Origin of the sequence: Chitinophaga sp. (genome assembly GCF_039596135.1) — a bacterium.
GTDB lineage: Bacteria > Bacteroidota > Bacteroidia > Chitinophagales > Chitinophagaceae > Chitinophaga.
Genome location: NZ_JBCNKH010000003.1, coordinates 33,020 through 49,862, shown reverse-complemented (window position 1 = coordinate 49,862; position 16,843 = coordinate 33,020). Strand labels below are relative to the sequence as shown.

Sequence of the window (16,843 nt, the reverse complement as noted above, 5' to 3'; positions counted from 1 at the left end):
ATAGCATGGAACTTTCTAAAAATTATACGCCTGCTGCTGTTGAAGGCAAGTGGTACCAACACTGGATGGACAAAGGGTATTTCCGTAGTAAACCGGACAACCGCCCTCCTTTTACCGTTGTAATACCTCCGCCAAACGTCACCGGCGTCCTGCATATGGGCCATACCCTGAATGAAACAGTACAGGACATCCTGGTGCGCCGTGCCCGTATGAGCGGCTATAATGCCTGCTGGGTGCCAGGTTCCGACCATGCTTCCATTGCCACAGAAGCCAAAGTGGTAAACATGCTCAAAACTGAAAAGGGCATTGAAAAATCACAACTTACCCGCGACGAATTCCTGAAATACGCCTTCGAGTGGAAGGAAAAATATGGCGGCATCATTTACAGCCAGATCAAAAAACTCGGCTGCTCCTGCGACTGGGACCGTGTCACCTTCACCATGGATGACCACTACTATGCTGCGGTGATCAAAGTATTCGTAGACCTCTATAACAAAGGTAAAATATACAGGGGCGCCCGTATGATCAACTGGGACCCCAAAGCTAAAACCGCACTCAGTGACGAAGAAGTACTGTACAAAGACCTGCAGGGTAAACTGTACCATGTACAATATGCACTGGAAGATGGCGATGGTAACCTCACCGGCGAATCTATCACCATCGCTACCCAGCGTCCTGAAACCATCATGGGGGATACCGCTATCTGCGTAAACCCTGACGATGAACGCTACAAACACCTGGTAGGCCACTTCGCGATTGTTCCCTTGGTAAACCGCCGTGTACCTATCATCTTCGATACTTACGTTGATAAAGAATTTGGTACCGGTGCGCTGAAAGTAACACCTGCTCACGATATCAATGACTACAACCTGGGTCTGAAACACAACCTCGAAGTTGTAGACACACTCAATGACGACGGTACCCTCAGCACTGCTGCCGGGGTATTCATTGGCGAAGACCGCTTCAAGGCCCGTAAACTGGTGGTTGCTGCCCTCGCAGAACAGGGACTGCTGGTAAAAGAACAGGAATACACGACCCGCCTCGGTTACAGTGAACGTAACCCAGACACTGTAGTGGAACCCCGCATCAGCACCCAGTGGTTCGTGAAAATGCCGGAACTGGCAAAGCCAGCCCTGGATGCAGTGGTAAACGGCGATGTAAAAATCCACCCCGGCGATCGCTTCCTGGCTACTTACAAATACTGGATGGAAAATGTAAAGGACTGGTGTATTTCCCGTCAGCTCTGGTGGGGACAGCGCATTCCTGCTTACTATGCGCCGGATGGTACTTTTGAAGTAGCTACCAGCTCTGACAACGCCATCGCACAGTTCAAGGCAAAAGGCATTGAAGTAAAAGCGGAAGACCTGCGCCAGGATGTGGACTGCCTGGATACCTGGTTCTCCAGCTGGCTCTGGCCAATGGAAGTGTTCAACGGCGTTTCCAACCCTGACAACGAAGAGATCAACTACTACTACCCTACCAACGTACTGGTAACCGGTCAGGATATTATCTTCTTCTGGGTGGCACGTATGATCATGGCGGGTATGGAATATAAGAACGAAAAGCCTTTCGGTGATGTATACTTCACCGGTATGGTACGTGATAAACTGGGTCGTAAGATGAGTAAGCAGCTGGGGAACTCCCCTGACCTGCTGGAACTGATTGACCGCTTTGGGGCAGATGCCGTTCGTTTCGGTATCATGATCGCCTCTCCTGCCGGTAATGACCTGCTGTTTGACGATTCAAGCTGTGAACAGGGACGTAACTTTAATAACAAGATCTGGAACGCACTGAGACTGGTGAAAATGTGGGAAGGACGTGTTGCAGATGGCGCCAGCTCAAGTGAAGAAGCTCACTTTGCCGTGAAATGGTTTGAAAGCAGGCTTAATGAAGTAAAATCTCAGGTGGCCGAGCTTTTCAAAGACTTCAAACTGAGTGAGGCCCTGAACCTGATCTGCAACGGCCTGATCTGGGATGATTTCTGTAACTGGTACCTGGAATGGGTGAAACCAGGTTTCGAACAGCCAATCGATGCAGCTATTTACAAAAAGACGGTTTACTTCTTCGAAGAACTGATGCAACTGGCACATCCGTTCTTACCTTTTGTTACTGAAGAAATCTATCAGCTCCTCGCTACCCGCGAAGCTGGTGATGACCTGGTAATAAAACAATATGCAGCTCCTGGTGCGGTGAATGCCAATATTCTAGCACAGGGCGAACTGGCTAAAGAAGTAATCACCAGCATCCGCGATGCACGTGTGAAGAACCAGATCAAACCCAAAGATCCGATTGCATTGCATATCGATACTGCACAGATCCCAGCTTTCCAACAGATTGAAGAAATGCTGATCAAACAGGTAAATGCAAAATCTATCGCTTATGTAAATTCTCCTGTGAGTGGTTGTATCGCTTTGGTAGTACAGAAAGATAAGTTCTACCTGGAAACGGAACAGGAACTTGACACCACTGTGCAGAAGGAAGAATTACTTAAGGATCTGGAATACCAGAAAGGCTTCCTCCTCTCTGTAGAGAAGAAGCTTGGCAATGAAAAATTTGTACAGAATGCTAAACCGGAAGCTGTTGAACTTGAACGCAAAAAGAAAGCCGATGCCGAAGCTAAGATTGCTGCCATTACGGAAAGTTTAAAATCCTTATAATTTTAGACATCGCCCGGACGTTAACTCTCCGGGCGATTTTTTTATACCCTTCAGTATTATGCGCAAACACCTTATACTATCCGGCATCTTCGTTGTCATGTCTGCTTTCTCACTGTATGCTCAGTCAGGAAAACCAAAGGTTACGCCTGCTAAAAAACCGGCGGCAGCCAAAACTACCACTACCAAATTACGCTTCAGAAGTACCTGGGGAATTTTCCTGAGTGATAGTATTCCCCGTCCGGAAATCGTGAAATTACTGGATTCTGCACTTGTAGTAAGAGACGAGAAGAATGTGAAATACCCCGTGGTATCGTTTGATTTTACTTATGAGAATAAAGAGTATTTCCTGAATGATACAACCGGCAAACCGGGTATCTATACAGAGTATGTGGGAGACAGTTTTAAAGGTGATAAACTGCCTGCACTCTGGGTGAGCAGGATTAAGGAAATGCTGGATAAAGGAGAGGTATTTTACTTTGATAATATTATTGTGAATTATACAGGAGATAAATTGTACAGAGCACCGAAGCTTCAATTTATTGTAAGATAAGAGAAAGGCCTGCGAAATCAATCGCAGGCCTTTTAAGTATACAAGCAGTATACTAGCACCCTTTTAGCAGTATAGAATGAGTATACAATCAGTATAGAACGAGTATACAATCAGTATAGAATCAGTAATTAAATAACTGCTGTATCGGTATAATAAACGTAAACCGGTCCTTCGCATTATCCGATGGATCCTTGTCAAACAACCTGCTATACCTGAACCCAAAAGAGAAAGGCAACACATTCCCAATCTTCGTATCAAAAAATACCTCTGTACCTGCCGATGTAAACTGACTATGCAAATTATTACGGAAGTTGTAAGACCTGCTATAATCATAAAACAGGTTCGCCCGCACCCGCATAATATAAAGCAACTGCCCAAAGCCCCAGTCAGGATAAGCAATCGGGAAATGATAGTTCACCCCCAGCTTATACACCCATTTATAGTACGGTGTATTATATCCTCTTGCATAAGCGAAATTGTCCGTGAAGGTGTAATTCCTCATAGTATCCCGCTGCTGGAAAGCTGCCTGTAAGATCAGGTTATGATTCTGACTCAGCCCCGGTAAATACAGATCAAATCTGCCATAGAACTGCTCTGCAAACAGGTTGTCCAGCGAATGATTATAGGTGAGCAATAAATACTGACCAAAATGTGTAAACAGGTTCTGTGTCGCTTTTATTCTTGCATTGTAGAACACAAATGAATTGCCGAGATACTGTAATGAAGGATGCAGGAATTTGAAATTCCCCTGCGGATACCGTTCCAGGTAGTGATACATGGAGGAGAAGGAAATGCTGCGGCTATACATTCCCTTTGACAGGTTCAGTGGTATTGTAATGCCACCATGTACATCCATTTCATTCCAATACAATCTTCCCCTGTTGGCATACAAATCGGAGCGGTTAAATGTATATGTAGCCCCTGCCTGCAGATACGGGAACAGCGCACCGTAAATGAAGTTGCCAGTCAATCCGGAACTACCTTCATTTCTGTTGTAAGTATACCCCAGGGTAGTCGATGCCGTATTCAGAATATTGTCACCATAAATAGTCAGGCTATAATCAGGATCATCGAAGGTAGGCAACCAGCTATGCAGGTTGATCAGCTTTGTGCTCTTCCTGTATTTTGTAATCGTGTAATCCTTGTCAGGCACGGTAGACAAAATGTTGCCGCCTTCCTGGAAATCAGGCCTGAGCCAGCTGCTATGATAGTTTACACCAGCATCTACCGGTTTCCAGTTGATGCTGTCAGTATATAACTGGTACCCCCTGGAAGTAAATCCACTATATACAACGCCCCTGTCTTCGACCGTTGCATGCAGTACACCGTTGTCATGATTGGTGACCTGGTGAATCTGTTTGTCGGCGAGGGTGAGGGCGTAAATATTATCTACATCTTTATAACTGGCCGTGTAGTAGACGGTATCATGCTGTACATTCGGAATGCTCAGCATGTTAAAGCTGAATGGTGTCAGCAATTCTGTTTCACCGCTGCTGATAGATTGTCTGACCATGGCCATCTCTCCTTTTCCATTACGTACTGCACTGATTACACTTTGTTCATCCGCAGAGAATTTTGGATAAGTGTAATACCAGTTTTGTGGGTTGGGCAAGGTGGCGATTACTTTACCGTCTGCCGCATCCAGCAATTGTAAACCGAATGCCTGTGAAGACAAGGTATAAGCTGCAATGATCTTTTTACCATCCGCACTGATATCAGGAGAGAAATAACGGGTACCTTTTGTCAGTGTTTTTTTCCTGCCTGTTGCCCGGTCATACAGTTTGATGACGGAGTAGTCTTTCCATCCCCAGCGTGGATCGTAGCGGGCTTCTGTCCAAACTAAGCGGCCATTTTTATACCCGAAATAATCGTCGAACTGTATGCCCGGTCTTGTCAGCAAAGACTGATTGCCAGTGCTGTCTACCAGGTAAAACCCGGGTACCTTTTTGTAAGAAGATTTATAAACGATCCACTGACCGGGTTGTATGGTGTAGATGTATTTATAGTTTGTCACAGTACCAGGTGCTCTCATCAGGGGGGCTCCCGGAACTGCGGAGTCCCGGGCATAGGTATTCCATTGTGACTCGTATTCATTCAGCATGTTGTGATAGAAGCCTACCACGCCCTGCCCGGTATGTTTTTTCAGGCTACGGCTCAAGGGATAAAACAATCCCCTGTACCGCACAGCATCTGTGGTAATGTCTTTCCAGAACATACGGCCATAGTGTTCGCGGCCATACATACTCATGAGGTAACCCAGCGGATAATGATTCGGTGTATAGTCTATATAAGAACCATTACGCATCTTCATGAAGGAGTAGTTTCTCTTTTCAAGTGAAAGTGCACGGAAACCATCAAAGAACGAAGGCAGTCTGCCCCGCCCCTGGTTGCTGAGCGCTGTTTCCATTGTAACTGCATCCCCTTCCCAGAACCAGTTGGGCACCGCGATGCTGGTAGCTGCCGCTAAGCCCATTTGTCCGAATATATAAGAGACTACTTTACTTGCTCCCTGATCGAAGTTGCTGTTCTGTAATACGTGACGGTATTCATGGATAGACAGCTGCTCTTCCCATCTCAGGGAACCAAGGTCCGGATTGGGAGGAGGTGTCAGGTAAAACTCTGAGCGGAAAGGCCCCAGTGCCACATAGCCATTGGATTCCAGGGTTTGGTTCTGCAATACAATGTTCACCTTCATCTTTCTGTTACCAATAGAGCCACGGGTGTTGGCATCCAGGTAGTTGACAATATTGGCTACCCGGCGGCCTTCTTTTTCAAGACCCGCGGGGAAGATTACACGGACAGTATCCGTATTGATCTGGTGCCATTTTAAAGATGGTGGGTTTCCCCCAAACACCTGGGCATACAGGCTGGTGGGAAAAAGTAACAGGAAGAGATACGTGAATAATCTCATAACAGTTGTTGGTATAGCCTGACAATATACACAATTATTGCGGTACACCATATTAGCTTTCGGTGAGATAAGGTTTGGCACAGGCAAATCAAACAATTCACAAAAAAGGATTAGCTATGCCTAAAGGCAAAACCAATCCCTACTGTAAAAAATAATAAGATCATTTCCTTGCTGCCGCAGGCCAACTTCTCAGGCTATCAGCACTCCGGCAAACTAATCGGAATATTCACTGCCAGTCCACCATCCGATGTTTCCTTATACTTACTATTCATATCCATTGCCGTATCCCACATCGTCTTCACAACAGCATCCAGCGATACCTTGGCCAGCTCAGGGTTACTCTGCAAAGCCAGCTGCGAAGCTGTAATAGCCTTTATAGCCCCCATGGTATTCCGTTCTATACAGGGCACCTGTACCAAACCGCCAATCGGATCGCAGGTAAGTCCCAGATGGTGTTCCATCGCTATCTCCGCAGCCATTAATACCTGTCGCTGAGAACCACCGAGGCATTCAGTCAGTGCTGCTGCTGCCATTGCAGAAGAGACACCTATTTCCGCCTGGCAACCACCCATAGCTGCTGAGATAGTAGACCGTTTTTTGAAGATGCTGCCTATTTCAGATGCAGTGAGTATGAATTGAATAATTTTGTTTTCATTATAGCCATCACAAAAGGTGATGAAGTATTGTAACACAGCTGGAATCACGCCCGCAGCACCATTGGTAGGCGCTGTCACCACACGGCCAAAGGAAGCATTTTCTTCGTTCACCGCAAGCGCAAAACAGCTCACCCAATCCAGCGTATAAGCAAAGTGATTGCCACCCTGGCGAATGGCCATGATCCAGGAATCGTAATCAGTATAGGTACTTCCTTTCAGTAATTTCTTATTGAGTGCTGCAGCTCTGCGGGCTACATGCAAGCCACCGGGGAGTTCGCCGGCAGTATGACTGCCGCGGTAGGTACATTCCTTCATAACCCGCCATATGTTCAGCACTCCTTCGCGGGTAGCTGCTTCTGATCTCCAGGCAAGTTCATTTTCCATTACTAATTCAGAAATGGAATACCCTGTTTTAATGCAAAATTGCAGCAACTGACGGGCGGTATCAATAGGGAAAGGCAGGTCTACCTGCGAAGCGGCACCCGCTACCTCTCCTTCTTTCACGACAAAGCCGCCACCTATTGAATAATAAGTAGCTGCCTGCTGGCCGCCATCTTCAAAGGTGACTAAAAAAGTAAGGGCGTTAGGATGAAAAGGGAGCGATTCTTCGTAGAGGAAACTGATATCTTCCAATGGATCGAATGCGACTAATTTTTCTCCCCCCAGCAGCAGGGTTTTGCTGCGGCGGATGTCATCCATTTTTTCATTGATCCTGCTGACATCGAAGGTGACGGGATCATCTCCGCATAGCCCCAGCTGTACGGCAATATCAGTACCATGTCCATGACCGGTTTTGGCCAGAGAACCATATAATAAAACGCTGACATGCTGTATTTCGGAAAGTGTACGGCCTGCTTTTTTCAGTTCGGCCAGGAATTGTAGCGCTGCCCGCCAGGGGCCTAATGTGTGAGAGCTGGAAGGACCGACGCCTATTTTGAAAATGTCAAAAACGGATATGCATTCGTGTGCCACTAGGTGTAATTTCACCAAAATTAATGCATTCCTGCTATCATTTAAAATCTACCAGTTGTACGGTGCACACCAGTACGGTATTAGCAGGAATAATGCTGCCTACGGCTACGTCACCAAATCCGAGGCGGCTGGGAATGATCATGAAGATGGTACCACCTTTGCCAATTTTGCGGAGGCCTATCTGCCAGCCGGCAATGTGGTCTTTGAGTTGGCGGCCGTCAAAGTCGGTGGAGCCGAAACTGGCATCCAGCAGGGTATCCTGCAGGTTGCTGCGGGTGTAAATGAGGGTAGGTATGGAACTGAGGGTCATTATTTGAGTAGAGTCGCCAGTTTCCACGATTTTGTAGTACATGCCACTGCTATCTCTTTTCATGGTCAGGCCATGTTTGGAGATGTACGATTGGATGCTATATTCCTGCGAACCTATGCTCGATGGATCGGAGGAGTTCGACGGGTTGCCGTCATCGTCTGATACAGAACAGGCAGACAGGCACAGTAAAAAAAGGATAGATTGTAAAAATATCTTCATGTATATATAACGGCATATGCTCATGTAAAGTTACAAAGCCTGTCGGTAAAAGGAGAACCATTAGCGACGAAAAATAACCACTGACCGCAAAGTCAGAGACGACGTAAGGGTATAAATATCGGGCAAATGTCTGAAGAATATAAAACACTTTTCTATGTACATCTTTAAGCCTGACACTCACCAATTGCAAGCTATTGCCAAACAAAATCGTGAAAAGTACAACAAAGCAGCACCATTTCCTCATATTTACCTTGATGATGTATTTCCAGAACCGGCATTGGAGACAATCCTGGAAGAGTTTCCCACCACCAAACAGGCTCACTGGCAGCAATTTAATAATAACAAAGAGGTAAAACTCGCGGCGAAAAATGAACAGGACTTCGGAGACTTTACCCGTCATTTCATTCATATACTCAATTCAAGACCTTTCATTGATTTTCTGGAAACCCTCACAGGCATCAGCGGGTTATTACCAGACCCGTACCTGGAAGGAGGCGGCCTCCATATGATTAAACGCGGTGGTATGTTAAAAGTGCATGCAGACTTTAATAAGCACCCTGTAACCGGGCTTGACAGAAGATTGAATGTGCTGATATATTTAAATAAGGAATGGGAAGAATCTTATGGTGGGCACCTGGAGCTGTGGGATAAGGATATGGAAAAGTCAATGGTAAAGATCCTGCCTGTTTATAACAGGATGGCCATCTTTTCAACAACTTCGCATTCCTACCATGGACATCCAGATCCGTTAATGTGTCCTGAAAACCGTACCCGCAAATCAATTGCATTATATTATTATACCAATGGCAGACCTGCCGAAGAAGTAACAGCAAGCCATAGTACCATCTTCAAATTGAGAAAAGAAGATGTCAAAAGCAATTTGAAGCAAACATTAAGAGACTGGGTACCACCGGTTTTACTGAGAACTTTCACCCGGTAAGAAAGTAACCTGTAGCAGTACTACAGGTTATTTTCTTCTTAAATTGTAAAATATGGATACCCGGGCGCCTACCCACGTATATAATTCACTATATTTTCCATTGGAGCCAATCCCTGCGTTATAGACAGGTGTGCCATATCCAAAATAATGCGTTTCCATATTCACCTTATTCACTGTAGAATCATTTGATTTTTTAAGTGTTGAATAATTCACTTCCACCTGCAGGTTCAAACGTGGGCGGATTGTTCTGGACCACGACAAACCGTAGGAGTTCATTCGTTCATGCAGCAGGCCTACCTGCGGAACTGTATCTATAGATTTCCTGGATAGTGCACCGGTGGTAAACTCGGCATGCAATGCTGTATATTCATTCAGCGGAACACGTATACCAGCACCATACCTGAACCGCATGCCGCGGAATGAAAAGCCCAGCGTTGCAATGCCATAAAAATACTGTATGCCGGCTTTTACACTGGCACTGAGATATACGATGTCATTTGCAGTAATACCTGCTTCGGCCAGCGGTGAAGCCCACCCCTGTGGCAGCGCAATATGTCGTCTTTCTTTTTCGGGGGGCGCTTCTTTTGTGTTACTTACTTTTCGCTCATTAATTGTCATATGCCGTGGCGCTACGTAGGGTGCCGGTGATGTGATATAGTAATCAGAACGAAGCGGACTTAAAACATACGCCGGGTAAGCAGGTGCCGGTACAATCTGGTCCGGTGCCGGCGTACTTTTAGTGGCTATCGGCTCACTTTTTGCGCCTGCTGATGCACTTTTAGCAGCTGCGGGTGTTCTTTTAGGCGGTGCCTGTGTACTTTTAACTTGTGCCAGCGTGCTTTTAGGCGGCGCCGACACCTTTTTAGTGGCTGCAGGCACACTTTTAGCAGCTGCCAGCTCACTTTTTGCGCCTGCCGGCAATACTTTCCCGGGTTTAGCTGGTACCATATCCTGTTTCTTCGCTGGCTTGTAGTCCGTAAATAAAATATGGTCTCCCAATATTTTATAATCCAGCCCCACCTGCAGCTGCACCTCCCGCATCACATCCTCCAGTTTCCATTTTCCGGGTTTCAGATGTACACTCTTTTTCAGCGATGTATTCTGCATATTCAGTGAATATTCCACCCCCGTCTGGGCTGCAATGGTCTTTGCCAGTTCCGGTATATCTACCAATGGCCGGGTAATGGTGATAACACGTTGAGTTAACTGGGCATACAATGGTAGATTGGACAGGATCATTACAATACAGTATAGCAGAAAGTTATTCTTCTGCTTCGATAGATATTTCATCAGCGTTCAGATAAGTATATTTTAAATTAAGTGTTGAGGTTATAACTTCCAGAATATACTCCAACGACTTATTATCAAATATGCTGGAAATGCGGAGTTGTGCCAGAGCAGCATCTTTGATGATGATCTTTTTCCGGAATGCGATAGACAACCGGGTGATGATAGTCCCTAATTGCTCGTTGTCGAAAGCAAAGTGATACGTCTCCAAAAATAGTCTGCCGCTTTGTTTGTGAAAGTAGCCCATTTGCCCTGCAGATATCACAATATTTTTCCCCTTTTCCTCCATACTTACTTTGCCGGAAGTTACCTGCACGGTAATGAGACTATCATTTTCTGCCACATGGAAACTGGTACCAAGTACTGTAATGGTAACAGGACCTGTCTCTACAACAAAGGGCTTTGCCGGGTCGAATGTCACATCGAAATCGCCACTTCCTTTCAGTTTAATAGTGCGGGTATTTCCTTTGAAATTTTCAGCGTAGCTGATTTCGCTACCCTGAGCGATTTTAGCAACGGAGCCATCCGGCAGGGATTGTATACCAGCTATACCCGTACGATAAGCAGTTTTTTGTGAGAATAACAGCCAGGCTGCCAATACGGTAATCACCGTGAGCAGGGAGGCGGCAGCCAGCCAGGGTATATAGCGTACTTTCTTTGTCGATTTGGGGGCAACCACTTTCCATACAGCCTCCTTATCCGGTAAGTGATAGGGATGGCGGCTGGTAGCATTCCAGGCTTTCCAGCTGGCATTGAAGAGCCCTTCATTGTCAGCATGGCTGGCTCTCCATCCATCAATGGCCATGGCTTCTTCCGGGAGGGCTTCCCCGGCAAAATATTTTGACAGCAGCTCGTCTGTAATGGAAAAGTTTAATCCTCCTTGTGCCATAGTTAATGAAAGAGTTTATAAATTTCGGTCAATAAGTATATCACCAGGTTCGGTCCTGTCAGCAATAGTGTGCGTAGTATGCGCAGGGCTTTGCCCATTTGTCCTTCCACTGTTTTAAGGGAGATCCCCAGTTCTTTGGCAATTTCCGGGTACGTCTTTTCTTCAAATCTGCTCTTATAGAATATTTCCCGGCATTTTTCCGGCAGTGTTTCCATGGCCTGCAAAACTTCCTTTTTCAATTCCCGGAAGTTTAACTGGTCTTCGCTGGCAGTAGTGGTCCATTCTTCGCGGGTGGCGAAGTGGTCGTAATACCGCTGCCGTGTCTGCCGGCTTTTGATCCTGTTCAGACAGTGATTATGTGTAGCAGTGTACAGATAGGCCCTTACCGACTGGTTAATGGATATTGAATCTCTTTTTTCCCATAGTTGCATAAAGATGATCTGTACTACATCTTTAGCTTCATCGTTGTCTTTCAGTATGGTATAGGCATATCGATGCAGTACTTCAAAATATTCGTTGAAGTAGCCTTCTAATACACCAGTATTGGTTATGACGTCTTTCACTCAGTTCAATTGCGAAATTGGGTAGCTATGCCCAAAGGTAGACAACTGTGGTCCAGGTATACCCTTATGAGAAGGAATAAAAAATAAGAAAGCCGCCTCATAATGAAATGAGACGGCTTCTTTAGTAAGATATTACCAATATTAGTAATCCATACCCATACCGTGGCCACCTGGCATTGCAGGAGCTGCGGACTTAGGTTCTGGTTTATCTGCGATCACACATTCAGTGGTCAGCAGCATACCAGCGATAGAAGACGCATTTTCCAGTGCGATACGGGTTACCTTAGCTGGGTCGATTACACCGGCAGCCAGCAGGTTTTCGTACACTTCAGTACGGGCGTTGAAGCCAAAGTCACCTTTACCTTCTTTCACTTTCTGAACTACGATAGAACCTTCGATACCTGCATTTGCAGTGATCTGGCGCAGAGGTTCTTCAATCGCACGTTTCACGATTGCGATACCTGTCTGCTCGTCTTCGTTATCACCTTTCAGTTTATCCAGGGATTCGATAGAGCGGATGTAAGCAACACCACCACCAGGAACGATACCTTCTTCAACAGCAGCGCGGGTAGCGTGCAGGGCATCGTCAACGCGGTCTTTCTTTTCTTTCATTTCAACTTCGGTAGCAGCACCTACGTACAGTACGGCAACACCACCGCTCAGCTTAGCCAGACGTTCCTGCAGTTTTTCACGATCGTAGTCAGAAGTAGTTACTTCGATCTGAGCTTTGATCTGATTGATGCGGGCCTGGATAGCTTCTTTTTCGCCTCTACCACCTACAACGGTAGTATTGTCTTTATCGATAGTTACGGATTCTGCACGGCCGAGGTAGCTCAGGTCAGCATTTTCCAGTTTGTAACCTTGTTCTTCGCTGATTACGATACCACCAGTCAGGGTAGCGATATCCTGCAGCATTTCTTTTCTTCTGTCACCGAAACCAGGAGCTTTAACAGCAGCTACTTTCAGCTGACCACGCAGTTTGTTTACAACCAGGGTAGCCAGTGCTTCACCTTCCAGGTCTTCAGAGATGATCAGCAGTTGCTGGCCGTTCTGAACGATTTTTTCCAGGATGTGCAGGATGTCCTTCAGGGTGCTGATCTTTTTGTCGTAGATCAGGATGTAAGGGTTCTGCAGTTCAGCGTGCATTTTCTCGCTATTGGTGATGAAGTATGGAGACAGATAACCACGGTCGAACTGCATACCTTCTACTACTTCTACAGTAGTGTCAGTACCTTTTGCTTCTTCTACAGTGATTACACCGTCTTTGGTTACTTTGCTCATAGCTTCAGCGATCAGCTTACCAATGGTAGCGTCGTTGTTAGCAGAGATAGCAGCAACCTGCTCGATTTTCTGAATGTCGTTACCAACTTTTTCAGACTGACCTGCCAGGTTTTCAACGATAGCCTTTACAGCCTTGTCGATACCACGTTTCAGATCCATTGGATTTGCACCGGCAGCTACGTTTTTCAGACCTTCAGAGATGATAGACTGAGCCAGAACGGTAGCAGTAGTGGTACCATCACCAGCGATATCTGCGGTTTTGGAAGCAACTTCCTTTACCATCTGGGCACCCATGTTCTCAATTGGGTCTTCCAGTTCAATTTCTTTAGCCACGCTAACACCGTCTTTAGTCAGACCAGGTGCACCAAACTTTTTCTCAATAACAACGTTACGACCTTTTGGGCCCAGGGTTACCTTAACAGCATCTGCCAGGATATCAACGCCCTTCTTCATTTTATTGCGGGCCTCGATGTTAAAGAATATTTGCTTTGCCATAATAGCTTGTAATTTTTTAAAATTTTACGGATTGTTTTGTGTGTGCACCAATTGATTTAAACAATTGCTAAAATGTCAGACTCACGCATGATTAAGTAATCACCACCTTCAATACTGATCTCTGTACCGGAATATTTACCATACAGTACAGTATCACCAACTTTCACAGTAACCGGCTCATCTTTTTTACCGGGACCTGCTGCTACTACAGTACCTCTTTGTGGTTTCTCTTTCGCAGTATCCGGGATGATGATACCACCAGCGGTCTTTTCTTCTGCTGCTGCGGGTTTCACAATCACCCTGTCAGCTAAGGGTTTAATACTTAAATCTTTTGCCATATAATTATACTTTTTAAAAAGATAAGATGATTTTCTGTCCCTTGGCCCTCGATAATTGTGCCAAGGCCCCGTTCGGGTCATTTTTTCAGGAACCCCTGTTTTCTTCGCCCGTGGACGCCTGACAAAAATGCCAATTTTTCAGCAAAAACTGACAAAACATTCTAAAATGTGAGTAACTAGCAGATTAAAAGCCTGTTAGCCTGCCTGAAGTTACACCCGTTTTTATTCTCCCCTATCAGACTGTTACGTAAAAAGTCTCGCCCCCTGTTCGATTACCCCTTTTTTTCCCTAGCTTTGCGCCCTCATACAGTTCTTGATTATAAGATGATTAGCAGAAGAAATATCCGGGTAAAGGTCATGCAAACCCTTTATGCCCTGGAAACGATGGAGCCAGGTACTATTAAACCAGGTACGGCTACCAGCTTACTGAACGAGAAGCTGGACCAGACCAGTCAGATCTTTACCTATTTACTTTATTGCCTTACCCAGGTAGCGCAATATGCGGAAATAGACGCACAACAACGTGCATCCAAGCACCTTCCCTCAGCCGAAGACCTGACCGTGAACACCAAAATTGCAGGCAACGAATTCATTTTCCAGATCATTAATGACAAAGGATTCCAGGTAAACCTGGAAACCTGGAAGCTTAAGCACGTGCCGGAGCAGGATATGCTGCGCAAACTCTATAATATTCTGGTAGCCTCCGAGAGCTATCAGGCATATATCCAGGAGCCTTCCCGCAATAAGAAAACTGAAAAAGAAATTATCGAGTATATCTATAAGGAAATTCTTTCGAAAAACGAGCTTTTCCTCCAGCACATGGAAGATACCTTCCTCCACTGGGGCGACGACGCAGAGATGATGTCCCTGCTCATTGCCAATTACATGCACAAACCACACCTGTTCAACTTCCTTCAGCTCATCAGCAGGGAAAAACTGGAGTATGCCAGGGAACTCCTGCTCACCGTACTGGACAAGAAGGACTACAGCATGGAACTCATCAAGCCAAAACTGCAGAACTGGGATCCTGAACGTATTGCCGCTGTCGATATGCTGCTGATGGAAATGGGCGTGTGCGAATTCCTCTTCTTCCCGACTATCCCTACCAAGGTCACTATCAACGAATATATTGACCTGGCCAAAGCCTACAGCACGCCACAAAGCGGACAGTTTGTAAACGGCATACTGGACAATATCCTGAAAGACCTGGATGCGGCTAACCAGATAAAGAAAGTAGACCGTAACAAAAAATAGCTAATTTTGAGACTATGAAGAAGGTATTCTACCTGCTTGCCTGCAGTACCCTCCTCTTAGGAGCCTGCGGCGGAAACAAAAAAAGCACTGAAAAAGGTACCGGTACACCCGTTACCGAAATAAAAAAAGGCACACCAACTATCTCTTTCGAAGAAATGGAACATAGCTTCGGCAACGTGGTAGAAGGCGAAAAAGTAGAGTACTCCTTCAAATTTACAAACACTGGCGATGCGCCCCTGGTCATTACAGACGCGTCTTCCAGCTGTGGCTGTACCATCCCGGATTGGCCAAAAGAACCTATCCCGGCAGGCAAAAGCAGCTATCTCAAAGTAGCGTTCAACAGCGCCGGCAAATCCGGCTTCACGACAAAGCAGATCATTCTCCATGCCAATACCACCCCAGGGCTGGTGCAGGGACCAACGATCATTTGTACCGTGGTAAAACAATAATAAACTAACAACAACAAATACAAACATTTACGATGTACACAAACATGCTTAACATTTTACTGATGGGAGCTCCGGGTGGAGCCCAGGGCGGTAACGGAGGTATGGTGCAATTGCTGTTCTTTGGTGGTATGATCCTGGTGATGTGGTTATTCATGATCCGCCCCCAGACAAAAAAAGCTAAAGCACAGAAAGATTTTATCTCTAACCTGAGAGAGGGTGATAAAATCGTTACCATTGCCGGTATCCACGGTAAGATCAATAAATTCAATGATAACAATACCGTAAAGATCGAAGTTAGCGCAGGTACCTACCTCACTATCGAACGTTCTGCTATCTCCATGGAATATACCACTGCTCAGCAGAAAGCTGCTGAAACAGCTGCTAAATAATTCTACACCCCGCAAAGGTGACAGATCCCAAATTCCTTTACCGGAGTTTGGGATTTTTTTTGATCTTTGGACATATGTTAAAAATAGGTATTACAGGGGGCATCGGCTCCGGCAAGAGTACAGTATGCAGGATCTTCTCCCTGCTAGGTATCCCCGTGTACTATGCAGACGATGCCGCCAAAGAAATCATGCATACTGACGCACTTCTCAAAGCCAGTATCAAACAGCACTTCGGCGAAGATATGTACGACGAAAACGGTCAGCTGCAGCGCGCTGCCCTGGGCAAAATCGTCTTTAACGACAAAGACAAACTGGAACTGCTCAACTCCCTCGTACACCCCGCCACCATCCGCCATAGCGAAGAATGGGCCGACAGGCAGCAGGCTCCCTATATCATTAAGGAAGCTGCCCTCCTGTTCGAATCCGGTTCTTTCGCCTACCTGGATAGAATCATTGGCGTAACCGCCCCTCAGCCCCTGCGTATTCTCAGGGTCATGAAGCGCGACAACATCTCCCGCGAGGATGTGCTGGCCCGTATATACAAACAGATCGAAGAACCCATCAAAATGAAGTTGTGTGACGATGTCATTCACAATGATGAACAACAGATGGTCATACCTCAGGTACTTGCCCTCCATGCTAAATTGCTGGAACTGGCAGGCGCCCAATAAATAACCTTAAAA

The 16,843-nt window shown here is 45.9% G+C and carries 15 protein-coding genes; 7 read left to right on the top strand and 8 right to left on the bottom strand.

What is annotated here, in order from left to right; all coding sequences use genetic code 11:
- Positions 1-5 precede the first annotated feature (5 nt).
- Positions 6-2,657 (top strand): valine--tRNA ligase, encoded by a 2,652-nt coding sequence (locus ABDW16_RS03575; RefSeq protein WP_343667746.1) that lies wholly within the window; start codon positions 6-8, stop codon positions 2,655-2,657.
- Between the two features lie 58 nt (positions 2,658-2,715).
- Positions 2,716-3,207, top strand: coding sequence for a hypothetical protein (locus tag ABDW16_RS03570; protein ID WP_343667745.1), 492 nt, complete (start codon positions 2,716-2,718; stop codon positions 3,205-3,207).
- A gap of 121 nt (positions 3,208-3,328) precedes the next feature.
- On the opposite strand, the gene ABDW16_RS03565 is transcribed toward ABDW16_RS03570, so the two are convergent.
- The 3 genes from ABDW16_RS03565 to ABDW16_RS03555 all read right to left on the bottom strand — a co-directional run bounded on the left by ABDW16_RS03565 (position 3,329) and on the right by ABDW16_RS03555 (position 8,275).
- Positions 3,329-6,118 carry a hypothetical protein gene (locus ABDW16_RS03565; protein WP_343667744.1) on the bottom strand — a complete coding sequence of 930 codons (2,790 nt, stop codon included), beginning with the start codon at positions 6,116-6,118 and terminating at the stop codon, positions 3,329-3,331.
- 197 nt (positions 6,119-6,315) lie between these two features.
- Entirely contained in the window at positions 6,316-7,746 is a 1,431-nt protein-coding gene (locus tag ABDW16_RS03560; protein ID WP_343667743.1) for an L-serine ammonia-lyase, read from the bottom strand.
- Positions 7,747-7,783: 37 nt separating this feature from the next.
- Positions 7,784-8,275 (bottom strand): FKBP-type peptidyl-prolyl cis-trans isomerase, encoded by a 492-nt coding sequence (locus ABDW16_RS03555; RefSeq protein WP_343667742.1) that lies wholly within the window; start codon positions 8,273-8,275, stop codon positions 7,784-7,786.
- A gap of 154 nt (positions 8,276-8,429) precedes the next feature.
- Here ABDW16_RS03555 and ABDW16_RS03550 point away from each other — a divergent pair, with 154 nt between their 5' ends.
- Positions 8,430-9,215, top strand: coding sequence for a 2OG-Fe(II) oxygenase (locus tag ABDW16_RS03550; protein WP_343667741.1), 786 nt, complete (start codon positions 8,430-8,432; stop codon positions 9,213-9,215).
- A gap of 27 nt (positions 9,216-9,242) precedes the next feature.
- Here ABDW16_RS03550 and ABDW16_RS03545 read toward each other — a convergent pair whose 3' ends face one another.
- The 5 genes from ABDW16_RS03545 to ABDW16_RS03525 form a co-directional block, all read right to left on the bottom strand.
- The gene (locus ABDW16_RS03545) at positions 9,243-10,505 is read right to left on the bottom strand and encodes a hypothetical protein (RefSeq protein WP_343667740.1); all 1,263 of its coding nucleotides are present in this window, start codon (positions 10,503-10,505) and stop codon (positions 9,243-9,245) included.
- Positions 10,477-11,391 carry a FecR domain-containing protein gene (locus tag ABDW16_RS03540; RefSeq protein WP_343667739.1) on the bottom strand — a complete coding sequence of 305 codons (915 nt, stop codon included), beginning with the start codon at positions 11,389-11,391 and terminating at the stop codon, positions 10,477-10,479. The genes ABDW16_RS03545 and ABDW16_RS03540 overlap by 29 nt, the downstream gene beginning before the upstream one ends.
- Positions 11,392-11,393: 2 nt before the next feature.
- A complete protein-coding gene (locus tag ABDW16_RS03535) occupies positions 11,394-11,954 on the bottom strand; it encodes an RNA polymerase sigma-70 factor (protein WP_343667738.1) in 561 nt (186 codons plus the stop codon).
- A 141-nt stretch (positions 11,955-12,095) separates the two neighbouring features.
- Positions 12,096-13,730, bottom strand: a complete 1,635-nt coding sequence (gene groL / locus ABDW16_RS03530; RefSeq protein WP_343667737.1) for a chaperonin GroEL — start codon at positions 13,728-13,730, stop codon at positions 12,096-12,098.
- 56 nt (positions 13,731-13,786) lie between these two features.
- Complete coding sequence (locus ABDW16_RS03525; protein WP_072356767.1) at positions 13,787-14,068, bottom strand: co-chaperone GroES; 282 nt, start codon at positions 14,066-14,068, stop codon at positions 13,787-13,789.
- A 357-nt stretch (positions 14,069-14,425) separates the two neighbouring features.
- On the opposite strand from ABDW16_RS03525, the gene nusB reads away from it, so the two are divergent.
- From nusB to coaE, 4 genes are all read left to right on the top strand, one after another.
- Positions 14,426-15,322, top strand: a complete 897-nt coding sequence (gene nusB / locus ABDW16_RS03520) for a transcription antitermination factor NusB (RefSeq protein WP_343667736.1) — start codon at positions 14,426-14,428, stop codon at positions 15,320-15,322.
- A 14-nt stretch (positions 15,323-15,336) separates the two neighbouring features.
- A complete protein-coding gene (locus ABDW16_RS03515; protein ID WP_343667735.1) occupies positions 15,337-15,771 on the top strand; it encodes a DUF1573 domain-containing protein in 435 nt (144 codons plus the stop codon).
- 44 nt (positions 15,772-15,815) lie between these two features.
- A complete protein-coding gene (gene yajC, locus ABDW16_RS03510; protein WP_343667734.1) occupies positions 15,816-16,160 on the top strand; it encodes a preprotein translocase subunit YajC in 345 nt (114 codons plus the stop codon).
- 74 nt (positions 16,161-16,234) lie between these two features.
- Complete coding sequence (gene coaE / locus ABDW16_RS03505) at positions 16,235-16,831, top strand: dephospho-CoA kinase (RefSeq protein WP_343667733.1); 597 nt, start codon at positions 16,235-16,237, stop codon at positions 16,829-16,831.
- The last annotated feature ends 12 nt before the right edge of the window (positions 16,832-16,843 follow it).